This window comes from Telluribacter humicola, from assembly GCF_017355935.1.
GTDB lineage: Bacteria > Bacteroidota > Bacteroidia > Cytophagales > Spirosomataceae > Telluribacter > Telluribacter humicola.
This window is the reverse complement of record NZ_JAFIQT010000002.1, coordinates 339,653-355,563: the sequence shown is the minus strand read 5'-3', so window position 1 is coordinate 355,563 and position 15,911 is coordinate 339,653. Positions and strand designations below refer to the sequence as shown.

The 15,911-nt window shown below is 48.3% G+C and carries 14 protein-coding genes; 10 read left to right on the top strand and 4 right to left on the bottom strand.

The features are described 5' to 3' along the window. Positions 1–160: 160 nt before the first annotated feature. Entirely contained in the window at positions 161–979 is an 819-nt protein-coding gene (locus tag JUB14_RS12475; RefSeq protein WP_207506460.1) for a porin family protein, read from the top strand. A 164-nt stretch (positions 980–1,143) separates the two neighbouring features. Continuing rightward, entirely contained in the window at positions 1,144–1,695 is a 552-nt protein-coding gene (locus tag JUB14_RS12470) for a hypothetical protein (protein ID WP_207506459.1), read from the top strand. Here JUB14_RS12470 and JUB14_RS12465 read toward each other — a convergent pair whose 3' ends face one another. The 3 genes from JUB14_RS12465 to JUB14_RS12455 form a co-directional block, all read right to left on the bottom strand. Next, positions 1,696–2,703, bottom strand: a complete 1,008-nt coding sequence (locus JUB14_RS12465; protein WP_229367788.1) for an MBL fold metallo-hydrolase — start codon at positions 2,701–2,703, stop codon at positions 1,696–1,698. Between the two features lie 266 nt (positions 2,704–2,969). Then, positions 2,970–4,400, bottom strand: coding sequence for a hypothetical protein (locus JUB14_RS12460; RefSeq protein WP_207506457.1), 1,431 nt, complete (start codon positions 4,398–4,400; stop codon positions 2,970–2,972). Between the two features lie 19 nt (positions 4,401–4,419). Further along, on the bottom strand, positions 4,420–4,938 hold the full coding sequence (locus JUB14_RS12455) for a hypothetical protein (RefSeq protein ID WP_207506456.1): 519 nt from the start codon (positions 4,936–4,938) through the stop codon (positions 4,420–4,422). 252 nt (positions 4,939–5,190) lie between these two features. Here JUB14_RS12455 and JUB14_RS12450 point away from each other — a divergent pair, with 252 nt between their 5' ends. Further along, complete coding sequence (locus JUB14_RS12450; protein ID WP_207506454.1) at positions 5,191–5,688, top strand: GtrA family protein; 498 nt, start codon at positions 5,191–5,193, stop codon at positions 5,686–5,688. Positions 5,689–5,766: 78 nt separating this feature from the next. On the opposite strand, the gene JUB14_RS12445 is transcribed toward JUB14_RS12450, so the two are convergent. Further along, complete coding sequence (locus JUB14_RS12445; RefSeq protein WP_207506453.1) at positions 5,767–6,948, bottom strand: thiolase family protein; 1,182 nt, start codon at positions 6,946–6,948, stop codon at positions 5,767–5,769. Positions 6,949–7,232: 284 nt separating this feature from the next. Between JUB14_RS12445 and JUB14_RS12440 the strand changes: the two genes are divergently transcribed. From JUB14_RS12440 to cobA, 7 genes are all read left to right on the top strand, one after another. Further along, positions 7,233–8,414 carry a sulfite exporter TauE/SafE family protein gene (locus JUB14_RS12440; RefSeq protein ID WP_229367786.1) on the top strand — a complete coding sequence of 394 codons (1,182 nt, stop codon included), beginning with the start codon at positions 7,233–7,235 and terminating at the stop codon, positions 8,412–8,414. Positions 8,415–8,474: 60 nt separating this feature from the next. After that, complete coding sequence (locus tag JUB14_RS12435) at positions 8,475–9,665, top strand: trans-sulfuration enzyme family protein (protein ID WP_207506452.1); 1,191 nt, start codon at positions 8,475–8,477, stop codon at positions 9,663–9,665. 75 nt (positions 9,666–9,740) lie between these two features. Then, the gene (locus JUB14_RS12430) at positions 9,741–10,454 is read left to right on the top strand and encodes a phosphoadenylyl-sulfate reductase (RefSeq protein ID WP_207506451.1); all 714 of its coding nucleotides are present in this window, start codon (positions 9,741–9,743) and stop codon (positions 10,452–10,454) included. Positions 10,455–10,571: 117 nt separating this feature from the next. Then, the gene (gene cysD, locus JUB14_RS12425) at positions 10,572–11,510 is read left to right on the top strand and encodes a sulfate adenylyltransferase subunit CysD (RefSeq protein WP_207506450.1); all 939 of its coding nucleotides are present in this window, start codon (positions 10,572–10,574) and stop codon (positions 11,508–11,510) included. Between the two features lie 22 nt (positions 11,511–11,532). After that, on the top strand, positions 11,533–12,777 hold the full coding sequence (locus JUB14_RS12420; protein ID WP_207506449.1) for a sulfate adenylyltransferase subunit 1: 1,245 nt from the start codon (positions 11,533–11,535) through the stop codon (positions 12,775–12,777). A gap of 83 nt (positions 12,778–12,860) precedes the next feature. Further along, positions 12,861–15,056, top strand: a complete 2,196-nt coding sequence (locus JUB14_RS12415) for a nitrite/sulfite reductase (RefSeq protein ID WP_207506448.1) — start codon at positions 12,861–12,863, stop codon at positions 15,054–15,056. Between the two features lie 73 nt (positions 15,057–15,129). Further along, complete coding sequence (gene cobA, locus JUB14_RS12410; RefSeq protein WP_207506446.1) at positions 15,130–15,891, top strand: uroporphyrinogen-III C-methyltransferase; 762 nt, start codon at positions 15,130–15,132, stop codon at positions 15,889–15,891. The last annotated feature ends 20 nt before the right edge of the window (positions 15,892–15,911 follow it).

The window sequence follows — 15,911 nt, the reverse complement described above, 5'->3', positions numbered from 1 at the left end:
CTGCTCCACCAAAAAACATGTAGAACTTCATGGGGAAACGGCTACCCATCCTTCTTTTTTACAAGATTTAGCAGGTTACTCTACTGTATGGTATAGATTTTTTCCTACTTCTATCAAACCAAACTAATCATTCTTAACACACTTTAAATTTTAAATGGCTATGAAAAAATTATTCGCTGTGGCTTTCTCCACATTAATCAGTTACGGGACATTTGCTCAATCTCAAGATAGTACAACTGTCGACAGTTCGGCTACTAACTATAGCGTTACTACGCGGACTGTAACTACAACTACTTATGGTTATGACCAAAACAGTAGCAGCAATAGCAGCAGTACCAACACTAATAACTATAAGGCTAATGATGATACCTGGGATCCATTCTTCCGGTTTGGTATCAAAGCAGGTGCTAACTTGTCCAACATTCGTGGCAATGATCTGTCATTGAGCAACAATGGTACTGCTTTTAACTTCCGCGACATGTCTGATCGTGCCTTTGGCTTTGTTGGTGGTGTATTTATGCGCTTTGGTCGTGATTTCTATGTACAGCCTGAAATACTTCTTTCCCAAAAAGGGGGAAAATTCAGTGTTTATGAAAACGGAGTTACTGATCCAAGTGGCGACGTAGACGTACGATTCACTAATCTGGATGTACCACTGCTCTTGGGGGTACGTATTGCTAAAACTTTCCGGATCAATGCTGGACCGGTAGCTACGTTCCGTATGTCTGATAATGGTAAGATTAGCGATAGTTTCCGCCAGTACACCGGTGATAATACTCAGGAAGTACTTGATAACCGTACTGCATTTGGATATCAGGCTGGTGTAGGTTTTGACTTTGGACGTCTGAGTCTGGATGTTCGGTACGAAGGTAACTTCAATGATGTAGTTAACATTCAGTATGGCAACCAGCAGACCCAATCACAGTTTGGACGTAAGAGCAACCTGTGGCAGGCTACTCTGGGCTTCGCCCTGTTTTAATGGGTGATTACTTATAGGACTTACAAAAAAGCCGTCCCTGATCGGGGACGGCTTTTTTGTAAGTCCTAAACATCTATATCTACTATACGTTTTAAACCTTGTATTATATTTATCATCTAACTTATGTGTAAAGGCACAAAACACGATATTAAATAAAAAAAGCCATGAAACAGATTACGGTGTATACGTTTTGGATAGGATTAGCCATGATCCTGACCCAGTGTGTGAGCAGCCAGCCTACTACTACTACCTCAAAAGGTGGCAGTACTGCCCGCACCGCCGCTACTACTAATGACCTTGAGAACGGGTGCCCCCTGGACAAAATGAACTGGCTGGTAGTAGGTAAGGAATTTAATGAAGCGGAACTTGCACAACTAGCCAACCGACTGTCGGATGCCGCCCGCTCAGATGCTCAGCAGCTCAACGAGATGATTGCTCGTGGTGATGCTTCACCCTTGGCGATAACCTCGTCCTTAAAAAGTATAGTAGAGGGTGCTTCTCAGAGCAAAATGCAGGTCAACGACGAATTTTATAAAGAATATGTGAGTAACCGTATGGCTATCTGCTCCATTCTGGACGCTCTGCGTAAAGGGTCGATCAAGAAAGATGAAAGCGTAAAAGCCACCGAAAACGCGTTCCGGAACGTAGCTCAGTCTTTTGATGAACTTAGCAAGAACTTAAAGGAGAAAGCGGCAAGAAAAGCTGCGGGTAACTAATTATAGATTAACTACCTCACCCACCGCCGCCAGATAGATAAGATCTCTATTGGGCGGCTCTTTTTTTAGCTCCGCAAGACTTCGATATGGGTCGCCCAGTGGCTCGTCTGACAAATCAAAAGTACCATAGTGCATAGGGATAAAAGTACGGGCCCTAATTTCGTGAGCTGCCCGTACGGCATCAGTTGGCCCCATGTGGCTGGGCCCCATAAACCACTCGGGTTTGTAGGCTCCTACTCCCAGTAAAGCCACATCTACCGATCCAAATTGGTTATGGAAGTCGGCATAATGGCTGGAGTAGCCCGAATCAGCTCCGAAATAGATGCTTTTACCACCCGACCGGATCAGGTAGCTGCCCCAGAGCCGTACGTTAGTATCATTGAGGTACCGCCGTCCCCAGTGATGAGCCGGCAGGTATATAATTTCAATTTTATTCCTATCTGTTACATACTGCTGATACCAGCCCGCGGCTTGGCACCTTATAGTGGGTACCCACTTTTTCAGTAACTGATCAAGCTTTAATCCAGTTAATATCTCAACCCGCGGATTTTGACGTCCCAGCATCTGGATACTCTTCTGATCGCAGTGATCACGGTGGTCATGCGATAGCAGTATGTAGTCCAGATCTGTAAACTTAGCAGGGTCAACGGGTAGTTGTGAATGCCGCTTCATGAACCGGGAAGGAGTAGTCAGAACCGGATCGGTAATAAGAGTAACACCGTTGAGCCGTATAAAGAAAGAAGCATGTCCCAGCCATACAATACAGTCCTGATTGGAGTGCAAAAAATAGTCATCTTCAACCACCAGAAGCCGAAAGTCCTCCCGCTTTTTCTCTTTCTTTTGTGGATTAGTTTCCGTCTGCCAGCGCCATAAGTCCGCAAAGCCCGGTACGGGTTGAGCATCTTCGTTCAGGAACCGCCCCTGTTTATTAACTGGTGTACCCGGCCAGTCCGGCCCTATCGTTTTCAAATGTTCATTGTGCGTTACTCCGGCTTGTTTCCACTCCATATTTTCATAGATAAATAAAAAGTAAAGCACGAACAAAACAGCAAGTAGTAAGAGTACTATGGCTATCCACATAAAATAATCCGTAAAGCAATCATATAATGTACTAACTCCTACCAACAAGTCATTGTGACTGTATTGTTCAAAAATATTGAGCTTCCTTAGTGAGTTGTCTTCTGATAGTATCTTATGATGAGAAAGGTATAAAAAAGGCGAAGTACCATATAAGTACTTCGCCTTTTTGTTCTAGAATTAAACCAGATAGGTTATTACATATTATCCTGTTCGTTTCTGATGCGCTGCAGAGTATCTCTTACATCATGGTCTACCGTCTCCATGTCATTTCTACCATCCCGGTAGATTTTCATATGTGCCTGGTATAGATCCATACGGACTCTTTCGAGACCTTTCAGTTGTTTTTCTATCTGCTCACGCTCTTTACGTGTTCCGTTCTTGGCCTTCTCGGCCAGGTCTTTCATTTTTCTTTCTACGTGATCAATCTCGTACAGTACCAGATCGCCCAGGCGGTCCATGTTAGTACGGTTCGTATTTGCATAGGCATTACGGTCCTCATTCCGGTACGGATTAGGATAATTGTCATTCATGTAGGACTGATTACCATTGTTGCCCTGGCGATTCATCTGATTCGCATTGCTGCGATTATCGCGGTAGCCATATTGATTATTAGGCTGATTCTGGTATCTCCCGTACGTATCGTTTCCGTAACGGTAGTCATACATGACCCGCGGATCACCCGGATTCATCTGATTATTGTTTCCAGCGTTACGATAATTGGGATTATTGTACTTTGCACTTCCGGGTCGATTCTCATCGTAGAAATTATTCCGACGGTATTCAGCATTCTCCTGGATATTACGGTTAACGCTGCTTACCTCTGGTCTCATTTTCTGATTACTGCTAAATCCATTTTCGTAGTTATCAGCATATTCCCGGTTGTTGTACTGGTTGTTCTCGTATGAATAGTCACCGTAGGCTCGGTTACCGTGTCTGAAATCATCAGTCCGGGTTTCGCTATTCCGAGAATATCCATTCTGGGAATTTCCATTCCGGGCATTACGGTTATTGTTGTTCTGACTGTACCGGTTGTCATAGTTACCATCCTGTTTCATGGACTGGTTGTTGGTACCCTGCTGACCATACTGTTCTTTATAGTCACTCCGTCGGTAATTAGGGTAGTTTCCGTCGTCATACCCGACGTTTTGATCATTTCCGGTGTACTGACGGTTATTACGGTTATTGTACTGGTTGTTGCCGTCGGTCTCACTATACTGACTAGTACGGTCCATCCGGTTATTCATGCTGTAGTTATTGTCCCGGCTGTTCTGCTGATTGTTATGAGCAGTTCGGTTATTCCTGTTCTTCTTATCCTTTGTAGAGCTTTTATCCGACTCATCTGAGTTACGGGTATTTTGTGAATACATAGCCCGGTTATTGTTCTGACTGGAATCACCTTCGGTGTTATAATCTATTCCGGTATTATCATCGGTAGAACGGGTGTAGTTGAAGTCTTCGGTCATAGATCTGGAGAATCTTTCATCGCCGTTAGACCGATCGCGCCTTTCCGCTACATTTTCACTATCATTTCTTTTCAGACTATCTGACATGTCCCTTACTGTCGAGCAGGAAGAAAACATCAGCATTGCTGAAAGTACTGAACCTATTAATGTTATCTTTTTCATGATTGTTCGCTTTTAGTAATTAAAAATTGTGTCTAATCCCTGCACTTATCTGCGGACTTAGGAACAGAAATGCCGGTAGCAATTCTACATAAGTACCTCCCTCTACAAAATACGACGAAGCACTGCGGGCTGAGAAATACTCTAATCCGGCCGTTGCTGAGGGCCCTATCGAGATATTGTTGGTATAGGCTCCCACATTACTGAACCGATCCGGATAGTACCGGCGTGAATTTAATTGCGCTCCTACCCCTGTATAGACAGTCATACGCTCTGCCAGTAAAGGAGCATACCACAGGTATGAGGCATTCAGCATGACCCCCGCATTGCGATAGGAACCATTACGATACGATCGGTCCATTCCCAGGATACCCCCGTATGTTCCTACGGTTATATCCAGCGCGTTACGGTCTCCGTACTTACGCAGGTTTAGTCCAGTAGGCTCTCCTAACTTAAAGCCAATTGCCCAACGTTGAGTCTGAGCGCTGGCCAGTGTGACTACTGATAATAAAAGGATTATGGTAAATACTTGCTTTTTCATAATATCTTATCGTTAGTAAAAGAATGTGACCACATAGTTGTGTAACTGTAAGATATTACCTGAAAACACTGTACCATTACCTATGTACCCATCTGACTATTAAGGCTATGTAGGTCATGAACCCCATTATGTGGAGTCACCTCAACGGCTTTGAATTTTGATAAATTATACGTATGAACATTGTTTTAAGGGGTATTTATTCCTAATATTGGGGCTGTCAAAATGTATACATTAGCCTAACTACACCAACTAGTGATATCCACAGCAAGAACTAAAGTATTCAACAAGAAGGACCTTGTAGCCTATTTCCTGGTAGCTGGTACGGGAGCCGTCGTACAGCTCATTTCAAGTAGCTTATTGCAGGACTGGTTTGGCCTCACCTTTCAGCAGTCCATCTGGCCCTCTTACCTTGTTTCGCTGATTGTAGGATTTACTCTGACCAAGTTGTTTGCCTTTGACGCCCGGCGCACCAACCAGACCCGCCGCGAGATGATCAAGTTTTTTATGGTGGCTATTTTCTCCGGATTTGTAACGGACCTATTTGCCCGCCTTTCCTACATGATTTCAAACGCCTACTTTCAGACCTACGAGTTTCATCTGCCCGGCTCCAAAACCATAAATGTTAATGAGATGGTCTGCTACGTGATTGGTATGGGATTCAGCTTTATGAGTAACTACATTCTGCACAAGACCTTTACTTTCAAGAGTACCGGTTTCTACGATCGTCTGAAAAACCTGATCGAGGACTAACCAGATCAATACCTTATAAAATAGAAAAGCGGGATGCCCTATAAGGACATCCCGCTTTTTTGTGTAGCTGACTAACGACTAAACTCTTTCGATAATAATAGCCGAAGCTCCGCCCCCACCGTTACAGATGGCCGCCAGGCCGTAGCGCCCCTGCTTCTGACGAAGTACGTGAGCCAGGGTAGTGGTGATACGGGCGCCGGAAGCTCCCAGCGGGTGCCCCAGTGACACCGCTCCACCGTGTACATTGACCTTTTCAGGTGCTACCTGCAACTCCTTGATATACGCCAGTACTACTACGGCAAAGGCCTCATTGACCTCAAAGAAATCAATATCAGCCAGCGAAAGTCCGGCTTTCTTGAGTACCTTCTGCGTGGCCAGGATTGGCGTAGTCGTAAACCAGGTTGGCTCCTGCTCGGCGTCAGCGTAGGCTACTATGCGGGCCAGTGGTGTTAGCCCCAGTTCCTTTACCTTAGAAGCTCCCGCCAGTACAAAGGCCGCTGCACCGTCATTGATTGTGGAGGCGTTGGCTGCCGTCACGGTACCTTCGGCCGAAAACACCGGCTTCAGCGTAGCAATTTTATCAAACTTTACCCGCTTGTACTCTTCGTCCTCCACTACCAACAGGGACTCACCCTTTTTCTGGGGTACCTCAACGGGTATAATCTCCTCTTTAAAGAAACCACTCTGGGTAGCTTCGGCACTACGCTGGTACGAACGAATGGCAAACTCGTCCTGCTCTTCCCGACTGATCTCATGCTTGGTGGCAGTGCGGTCACCGCATACGCCCATAGCGCAGCTGTCGTATACATCTGTCAGGCCATCTTTGAGGAGTCCGTCCACTATCTCACCGTGTCCGTAGCCATAGCCGTTGCGGGCCTTAGGCAGGTAGTAGGGTATCTGTGACATGCTCTCCATTCCGCCGGCTACCGCTATACTAATGTCTCCCAACCGGATAGACTGCGCAGCCATAATAGCCGCTTTCATACCCGAAGCACATACCTTATTCACAGTTGTACAAATTACTTCTTTGGGCAAACCTCCGTATAGAGCCGCCTGACGAGCCGGTGCCTGGCCCACATTGGCCGACACTACATTGCCCATGTATACTTCCTCCACCAGAGAGGGATCTATCCCAGCTTTCTCCACCGCCCCTTTGATAGCCTTACCACCTAAGTCTGTGGCGGACAAGCTGGATAGTACTCCTCCGAAGCTTCCAATAGGCGTACGGGCCGCTGATACTATAAATACGTCTTCCTGCATAATGATGTGTAGTAGCTTGATCTACGCCAAAAATAACCTTTCCTGTTTAAAATCCTCCCGGTACTGACTGATGAGTACTTTAGCAGATCAAGCGAGTTGATGAATGTTTTCTATTAAACAAACGTTATACCTCCAATTCTGATTCCCCCAAGCCATGCTACTGTCTAACTTTTAGCCTGTTATTCTTGGAAAATCAACAATTTGCCACTACGTTTGTGGTGTCGTTCCCGTAACGACTATATTTTTAGATTATTACTCTACAAGAATACTATACTTTATAGACTTTGAAGACGTCATTCTCCCAAATAACCACCGCAGAAGAACCGGAAAAAGCACCATGGCAGTCCATGCAGGTGGCTTATATCGCTACCGGTGATCTGGAAGAAGACAGACGCCAGGCCGAACAAGCCCGGCAGCAAGGATATGTGGTTTTGCTAAGGGACTTACCCGAAGAATCTGACCCCGTTTTCAATGGAGTGGTTACCTCGCCTACCCCTTCTACTGATAGTGTAGAAATATCTAAAAATAATACAAAAGAAAAAATAGATTGGCGCGTTCTTCGCAGTAAGGTATCAGCGGTAGCGCTACGTCAGCGGAGCCGTACTGAGATTGCTTTAAACCTGTTTGCGGCTATTTCGCTGATGATCGTAGGCCACCTGTTATTCAGCTACTTTACCTATGATCGCATTGTAGTTGGTATTAATGCCCTGCTGCTGGAAGAAGACTTCTTTTACTACCTGCTGGGTGGTTTTATAGCTCAGATGATCGACGGAGCTTTGGGAATGGCCTACGGCGTAACAGCTACTACTTTCCTGCTTTCAGTAGGCTTACCTCCTTCGGTGGCTAGTGCCAGTGTCCATACGTCTGAGATTTTTACCAGCGGAGTATCGGGTTATATGCACCTTAAGTTCGGCAACGTCAACAGTAAGCTGTTCAAGACTTTGCTTATCCCGGGAGTAATCGGAGCCATCGTGGGCGCTTATGTACTGACCTCACTTGAACAGTATGTCTATATCATCAAGCCTATCGTAGCTGTATATACTCTGATTCTGGGTGTGCTGATTATCAAGAAAGCGCTGAAAAAGCGTATTCAGAAGCGCCCTGTCAAAAATGTAGGCTGGCTGGCTATGGCCGGTGGCTCACTGGATGCCATTGGTGGTGGGGGCTGGGGACCCATTGTATCGTCTACCCTGATAGCCCGTGGCCGTCACCCCAAGTACACCATTGGGTCGGTAAACCTGACTGAGTTTTTTGTCTCCCTGGCCAGCTCGCTGACCTTCATCACACTCATTGGATTTTCACACTGGCAGGTAATAGTAGGACTTATTCTAGGCGGAACAGTAGCGGCTCCAATCGCGGCTTCTTTATCCCGTCGACTGCCCATAAAAACCATGATGATCCTCGTGGGTATTGTAGTAATTGTGGTAAGTTTGAGGATTATTTTCATGGTACTAAGCAGTCTTTAACAATGAGTAAAGTACCTGCCTTGTGCCCCATTTAATATCCTGAGTAAAGAGTCATAGATTATGAAAAAACAAACCAAAGCCATACGCATTCAGAGCAAGAAGTCGCAGAATCGTGAGCACTCTACCCCCCTGTACCTGACCAGCAGCTTCACCTTTGAGAGCGCTGAGCAGGGCAAGGCTATTTTTGACGAAACCGAACAGGGTAACCTGTATAGCCGTTTCTCGAACCCCTCGGTGCAGGAATTTGTTGATAAAGTATGCATGCTCGAAGACTGCGAAGACGGTGTAGCTACGGCTACCGGTATGGCGGCGGTATTTGCCAGTATGGCAGCTCTGCTGCAGTCTGGCGACCATATTCTGGCTAGCCGGGCCTTATTTGGGTCGGCTCACCAGATCATCACCCAGATCCTGAGTAAGTGGGGCATTACCTATACCTACCTGGATGCCGATGCCAGCGAGAACGACTGGGAGGCAGCCGTAAAGCCTAACACGCGTATGGTGTACCTGGAGACTCCCTCTAACCCGGGCCTGGATCTGGTAGATCTGGAAATGATCGGTCGCCTGTGTAAGAAGCATGGTCTGATCTTTAACGTAGACAACTGTTTTGCAACACCAGCCATTCAGTGTCCGGCCGAGTTCGGTGCTGACCTGGTGGTACACTCTGCCACTAAGTTTATGGACGGTCAGGGTCGCGTACTGGGCGGAGTAGTAGTTGGTAAAGAAGAATACATCAAACCCATACGCTTTTTCTGTCGCCAGACCGGCCCTTCGCTATCGCCTTTCAATGCATGGGTACTGAGCAAGAGCCTTGAAACGCTGGAACTTCGCATGGAGAAGCATTCATCCAATGCCCTGCAACTGGCCCAGGCACTGGAAAAGCATCCTGACGTGAAGCGGGTGAATTATCCCTTCCTGCCGTCGCACCCACAATACGACCTGGCCAAGAAGCAGATGAGTGCCGGTGGCGCTATTGTGACCATCGAACTGGAAGGCGGATTTGAGCGCGTGAGCGCGTTCTTTAACGCCCTGCAGATCCCATCGCTTTCGTCTAACCTGGGCGATACCCGTACCATTGTTACGAATCCTTTTACGACTACCCATTCCAAACTGAAAGCCGACGAAAAGGCGGCGCTCAGTATCACCGAAGGTCTGATCCGTATATCGGTAGGGCTGGAAGCCGTAGATGACCTGATTGAGGATTTTGAGCAGGCAGTTGCTGTTTCGGCTGAGAAAGTGGCTGTTGATAAATAAGCTTTCCCTCTTCGGGTAAGGGGACCATTGATTAGTAGTTTATTGAATCTGGAAACAATAAATAATTCATATAGCATGATAACTGGTGCTAACTTAGAATTGGAATCACTACAGGCGGCGATTGCTGGCAAGTCAGAAGCTGAGGCTCTGGCAGTTCTGGCGGATCTGTTCCCCGGTGAGGTAGTGTTTTCGACCAGCCTGGGCTACGAAGATCAGGCCATCACTGACCTTATATTCCGTAATAACATCAACATAAAGGTATTCACGCTGGACACCGGACGACTCTTTAACGAGACGTACCTGACCCTGCAGAAAACTAATAACCGCTACGACACCAAGATACAGGTATACTACCCGCAGACAGCTGCCGTAGAACAACTCGTAAGTGAGAAAGGTCCTCTGAGCTTCTATGACTCCCTCGAGAGCCGCAAGGAGTGCTGCTTTATCCGTAAAGTAGAGCCCCTGAATCGTGCGCTGAAAGGTGCCAGGATATGGGTAACCGGTATCCGGGCTGAGCAGTCAGGCAACCGTCATGATATGCCTCAGTTGGAATGGGACGAAGCGCACCAGCTCTTCAAATTCCACCCTATCCTCCACTGGTCATTTGATCAGGTAAAAGAGTACGTCAAGGTGAATAACGTACCTTACAACCCGCTGCACGACAAAGGCTTTGTAAGTATCGGTTGCGCCCCCTGTACCCGCGCAGTACGCGAAGGAGAAGACTTCCGCGCCGGCCGCTGGTGGTGGGAAGACGAATCCAAGAAGGAGTGTGGACTGCACGCCAAGTAAGTATTGAATCTATAACTTCCGAGGGTTCTGAAAGCTGCCCCACAGTAACCGGTCAGCGTCACAACCTTCCCTGATAACACAGCTGTCTTTACAGCATCAAATTCGTAGTAAAAAACTATGTCAGTAGCCGTTAATCAAACCCAAACCATCGAACGTCCCAGCATGGATTATCTGGATCAACTCGAAGCCGAGGCGATCTATATCATGCGTGAAGTAGCCGGGCAGTTCGAACGCCCTGCTCTGCTGTTTTCGGGTGGTAAAGACTCTATCACGCTGGTCCGTCTGGCTGAGAAGGCTTTCGCTCCCGGTAAGATTCCCTTCCCGCTGGTACACGTAGATACCGGACATAACTTCGCCGAAGCGATCAGGTACCGCGATGAGCTGGCTGCCCGCACCGGTGCCAAGCTGATTGTACGTTATGTTGAAGATACCATCAAAGCCAAGGGGTTGAAAGAGCCTACGGGTAAGAACGCCAGCCGCAACTGGCTGCAGACGTACACCCTGCTGGACACCATCGAGGAGTTTGAGTTTGATGCCTGTATAGGTGGCGCCCGCCGCGATGAAGAGAAAGCCCGTGCCAAAGAGCGTATCTTCTCTTTCCGTGATGAGTTTGGTCAGTGGGACCCCAAGCGTCAGCGTCCCGAGCTGTGGAACCTGTTTAACGGACGGATCCACAAGGGTGAAAACGTACGCGTGTTCCCTATCTCCAACTGGACTGAGCTGGACGTATGGTCATACATCCATCGTGAAAATATCCCTCTGCCCAGCATCTACTTTGCCCACGAGCGTGAGTGTATCCTGCGCGATGGTCGTCTGCTGGCTAATACCGACTTTATCCAGAAAGACGTGGACGACCAGATCGTAACCCGTCAGGTGCGCTTCCGTACGGTAGGTGATATGACCTGTACCGCTGCGGTTGAGTCAAGCGCCGCTACTCTGGAAGAGGTAGTTGCCGAAATTACCGTGTCACGAATCAGTGAGCGTGGTGAAACCCGTATTGACGATCAGCAGACCGAAGCGGCAATGGAAGACCGCAAAAAGGGAGGATATTTTTGATATAGAACGCTTTTATTAAGACATGGATTTACTAAGATTTATAACAGCAGGTAGTGTAGACGACGGCAAAAGTACGCTGATCGGACGTCTGCTTTTTGATACAAAAAATATCCTGGCCGACCAGATGGAGGCCATTGAGAAGGCCAGCAAGACCCGTAATGCCGGCGAAATCGACCTGGCGCTGCTTACCGACGGACTTCGTTCGGAGCGTGAGCAGGGTATTACCATCGACGTAGCCTACAAATACTTCCAGACGCCCAAACGTAAGTTTATCAGTATTGATGCACCGGGACACATCCAGTATACCCGTAACATGGTAACGGGTGCTTCCAACGCAGATCTGGCTATTATTCTGGTAGATGCCCGTCACGGGGTAGTTGAGCAAACCCGCCGTCACTCGTTGATCGCGTCCCTGCTTGGCCTGCCGCATGTAGTAGTGGCCGTCAATAAGATGGACCTGGTAGGTTACTCAGAAGATAAATTCCTGGCCATAGCTAAAGATTACCAGGAGCTAGCCAATAAACTGAATATTAAAGACCTGACCATTATCCCGGTGAGCGCCCTCAACGGCGACAACATCGTGGATAAGTCAGAAGCAATGGCCTGGTACCAGGGCGAAACCATGCTGTCGGTTCTGGAGAATGTCAACGTACTAAAAGACGTTAACCTCACGGACGGTCGCTTCTCGGTACAGTATGTGATCCGTCCTCAGACCGACGACCTGCACGACTACCGTGGCTACGCCGGACGTATCCAGAGCGGTATGTACCGCAAGGGAGAGTCAATTGTGGTACTTCCTTCGGAGCGTACTTCCCGTATAGCCCGAATAGAAGTTGGTGGAAAAGAGGTGGAGGAAGCCTACGCTCCTCAGTCGGTGACCATCCTGCTGGAAGATAATATTGATATCAGCCGGGGCGATATGATTGTACCGGCCAGTAACCTGCCTAACCTGAGCCAGGATATTGAGGCACTGGTGTGCTGGATGGATGACCGTAAGGAACTGAAAGTTGGAGGCAAATTTACCCTCCAGCATGGAACTACTCGTACGCGTTGCTCGGTTCGTAGTATTGAGTATCGGGTTGATATCAACAACTACGAGCAGCTGGAAGACGTTGAGAGTTTGAAACTGAACGATGTGGCCCGCATAGTACTGCGAACAGCCCAACCCATTGCCTACGACCCCTACCAGAAAAATCGCTCAAACGGAGGCGCTATCCTGATAGACGAAACCTCTAACGTGACGGTAGGTGCCTGTATGGTAGAATAAATTTTAGAACGGGGTACTTGTACACCGTTTTACTGCGACTTTTTAATATACTAATCCGATAGAGTTTAAGAAATTTCGAGCTAATGAAAAATCTGACTATTACCGACAACGTTTCAGAAGCTGCAAAGCGTGACATTCACGAGCTGCAGAACAAGATCGGTGTCTTTGCGACAGGCGAAGTACCAGAAGAGGCATTCCGTAAGTACCGCCTAGCCCGCGGTGTATACGGTCAGCGCCAGCCAGGCGTACAGATGATCCGCATCAAACTGCCACACGGCCGCGTTACGGCCGATCAGCTGGTGCGTATTGCTGACTCTTCGGATAAATACGCCACTGGAAACCTGCACGCCACTACGCGTCAGGATATTCAGCTTCACTTTGTAAAACTTGCTGATTCACCCCAGCTATGGGCCGATCTGGAAGATGCTAAGGTAACCCTTCGCGAAGCCTGCGGTAACACCGTACGTAACGTGACAGGCTCAGCCCACGCGGGTATCGATCCGGAGGAACCCTTTGATATAACTCCTTACGCCCACGCCATATTTGAGTACTTCCTGCGCAACCCTATCTGCCAGGAGATGGGACGTAAATTTAAGATAGCCGTTTCTGCTTCTGAGAAAGACTCCGCCTTTGCCTTCATGCACGACGTAGGGCTTATCGCCAAGTGGGGTGTGAACGAAAAAGGGGAGAAAGTAAAAGGCTTCCGTGTACTGATTGGTGGTGGACTGGGTGCCCAGCCTTTCCCTGCTCAGGAGGCGTATGATTTCCTTGAAGATAAATACGCTATTCCATTTACCGAAGCTGTCATTCGTGTATTTGATCGCTATGGCGAGCGTACCCGCCGTCACAAGGCTCGTATGAAGTTCCTTCTTAATGACCTGGGTCTGGAAGGCTTCATGGAGAAAGTACGGGAAGAGTGGCCGGCGCTGAAGAATAAGGAATTTATTGTAAATGCTTCTGACGAAGGTGCCGCTTACGGTATCCGTGAGTCGCTAAGCAAGGAAGCGATCATTGAACTGGGCCGCAACAGCCTGGATGCTTCTCAGCTGGAGCAGTATACCCAGTGGGTAAAGACTAACGTATTCGAGCAGAAGCAACAGGGATGGTATGGTATAAATATCCGCCTCCTCCTGGGCGACATGCACTCGTCTACCGCTCGTCAGCTGGCTGATATTGTACGCCAGTACGCTGCCGACGATATCCGGGTGACGGTTAACCAAGGGTACCTGCTTCGCTTTATCAAAGGCGAAGACCTGCCAGCGGTTTACGAAAAACTCAACGCGCTGGGTCTGGCTGATCCCGGCTTCGACAGTACCGCCGACATTACGACCTGTCCCGGTACCGATACCTGTAACCTGGCTATTTCGAGCAGCTACGGTATTACCCGTGCCCTCGAAACGGTAATGAAGGAGGAGTTCCCTGACATTATCTATAACAACGATATCAAGATCAAGATCAGCGGCTGTATGAACGGTTGCGGTCAGCACAGTGCCTGTAACATAGGCATGCACGGTAGTTCGATCAAGAACGGCAAGTACGTGCTGCCAGCCATGCAGTTCCTGCTGGGTGGTGGATTTGCGGGTGTAGGTGGAGATGGTCAGATTGGTGATAAGGTGATCAAGATCCCTACCAAGCGTGGACCTGATGCCCTGCGTCTGCTCCTGACCGACTATGATGCCAACGCTTTGGAAGGCGAGTACTTCAACGACTACTACCAGCGCCAGACCAAGAACTACTTCTACCAGCTACTCAAGCCACTTGCTGACCTGACCACGGTAGTAGAGAGTGACTACCGCGACTGGGATCACGATGAGCTGTTCAAGACGGAGATTGGTGTGGGTGAGTGTGCCAGCGTAATCCTTGACTTGGTAGCGACTACCATCATCGAGGCTGACGAGAAATTCATCCTCGCTAACGAAAACCTCGAGCTTCAGGTATGGGCCGATGCTATCTACCACGCGTACAATGTGTTCATCACGGGTGCTAAAGCGGTACTGATCAGTAAAGGCATCGCAGCCAATACTCAGCACGGTATTGCTAAAGACTTTGACGAAAACTTTGGCGACCAGTTCTTCCCGGTAGCCGAAGGCGCTGAGCAGCGGGGCTTCCGTGACCTGGTATTCAGCATCAACAAGAACGAACCTACCGAAGAGTTTGCCCGTCAATTTATCGCGGCAGCTTCCAAGTTCCTTTTCGATCTGAAAACATTCCGCGAAAAACAACTGGCCGAAGAAGGAGAGCCTACCTTACAGGAACTGTCTTTTGGTCAGGATAGTTAAGAGTATAGTTGCGTAACCGGGCGGTTGCTTACGGTGCATACCCTGAGCAACCGCCCGATAACTATAATCCAGAATGAAATTAACCCTGATAGGTGCCGGCCCCGGCGATCCTGAACTCATAACCCTTAAAGGAATCAAAGCCCTGCAGAAAGCACGGGTAGTCCTGTACGATGCTCTGACGCATCCCGATCTGCTGGACTACTGCCCCGATGACTGCGTGAAAGTACATGTGGGCAAGCGCTTCGGAAAACATAGTGCCAACCAGGATGTCATCAACTACATGATCGTGGAGTACGCGACACAGTACGGTGAAGTAGTACGCCTCAAAGGCGGCGATCCCTATGTATTTGGCCGGGGCTACGAAGAAGTAGAATTTGCGGCTCAGTACGGTATTGAGTCGGAAGTGATTCCGGGTCTGTCCAGCAGCTATGCGGTACCGGCGCTGGCGGGTATTCCCCTAACGACCCGTGGTGTCAGCGAGAGTTTCTGGGTTGTGACCGGTACTACCAAGTCTCACCTGATGTCTTCTGACTTGATGCTGGCCGCTCAGTCAACGGCAACCGTAGTAGTACTGATGGGAATTAATAAGCTTCCGGAAATCGTGGAGATCTACACACAGCTGGATAAGCTGGACGAACCTATCGCTATCATTCAGAATGGCTCACTTCCTGAGCAGAAGATTGTAACGGGCAAGATCAGTAACATACTACCCCTGGCGCAGATCTGCTGTATAGCTTCACCGGCTATTATCGTAATAGGTAAGGCCGCTTCCCTACCTGATCATCTCAACCAGTGCGTTCAGGAAATCACTCAGAACAAAGATTTAAATTCTTAAGGATTAAGAGGTTGTTGTGC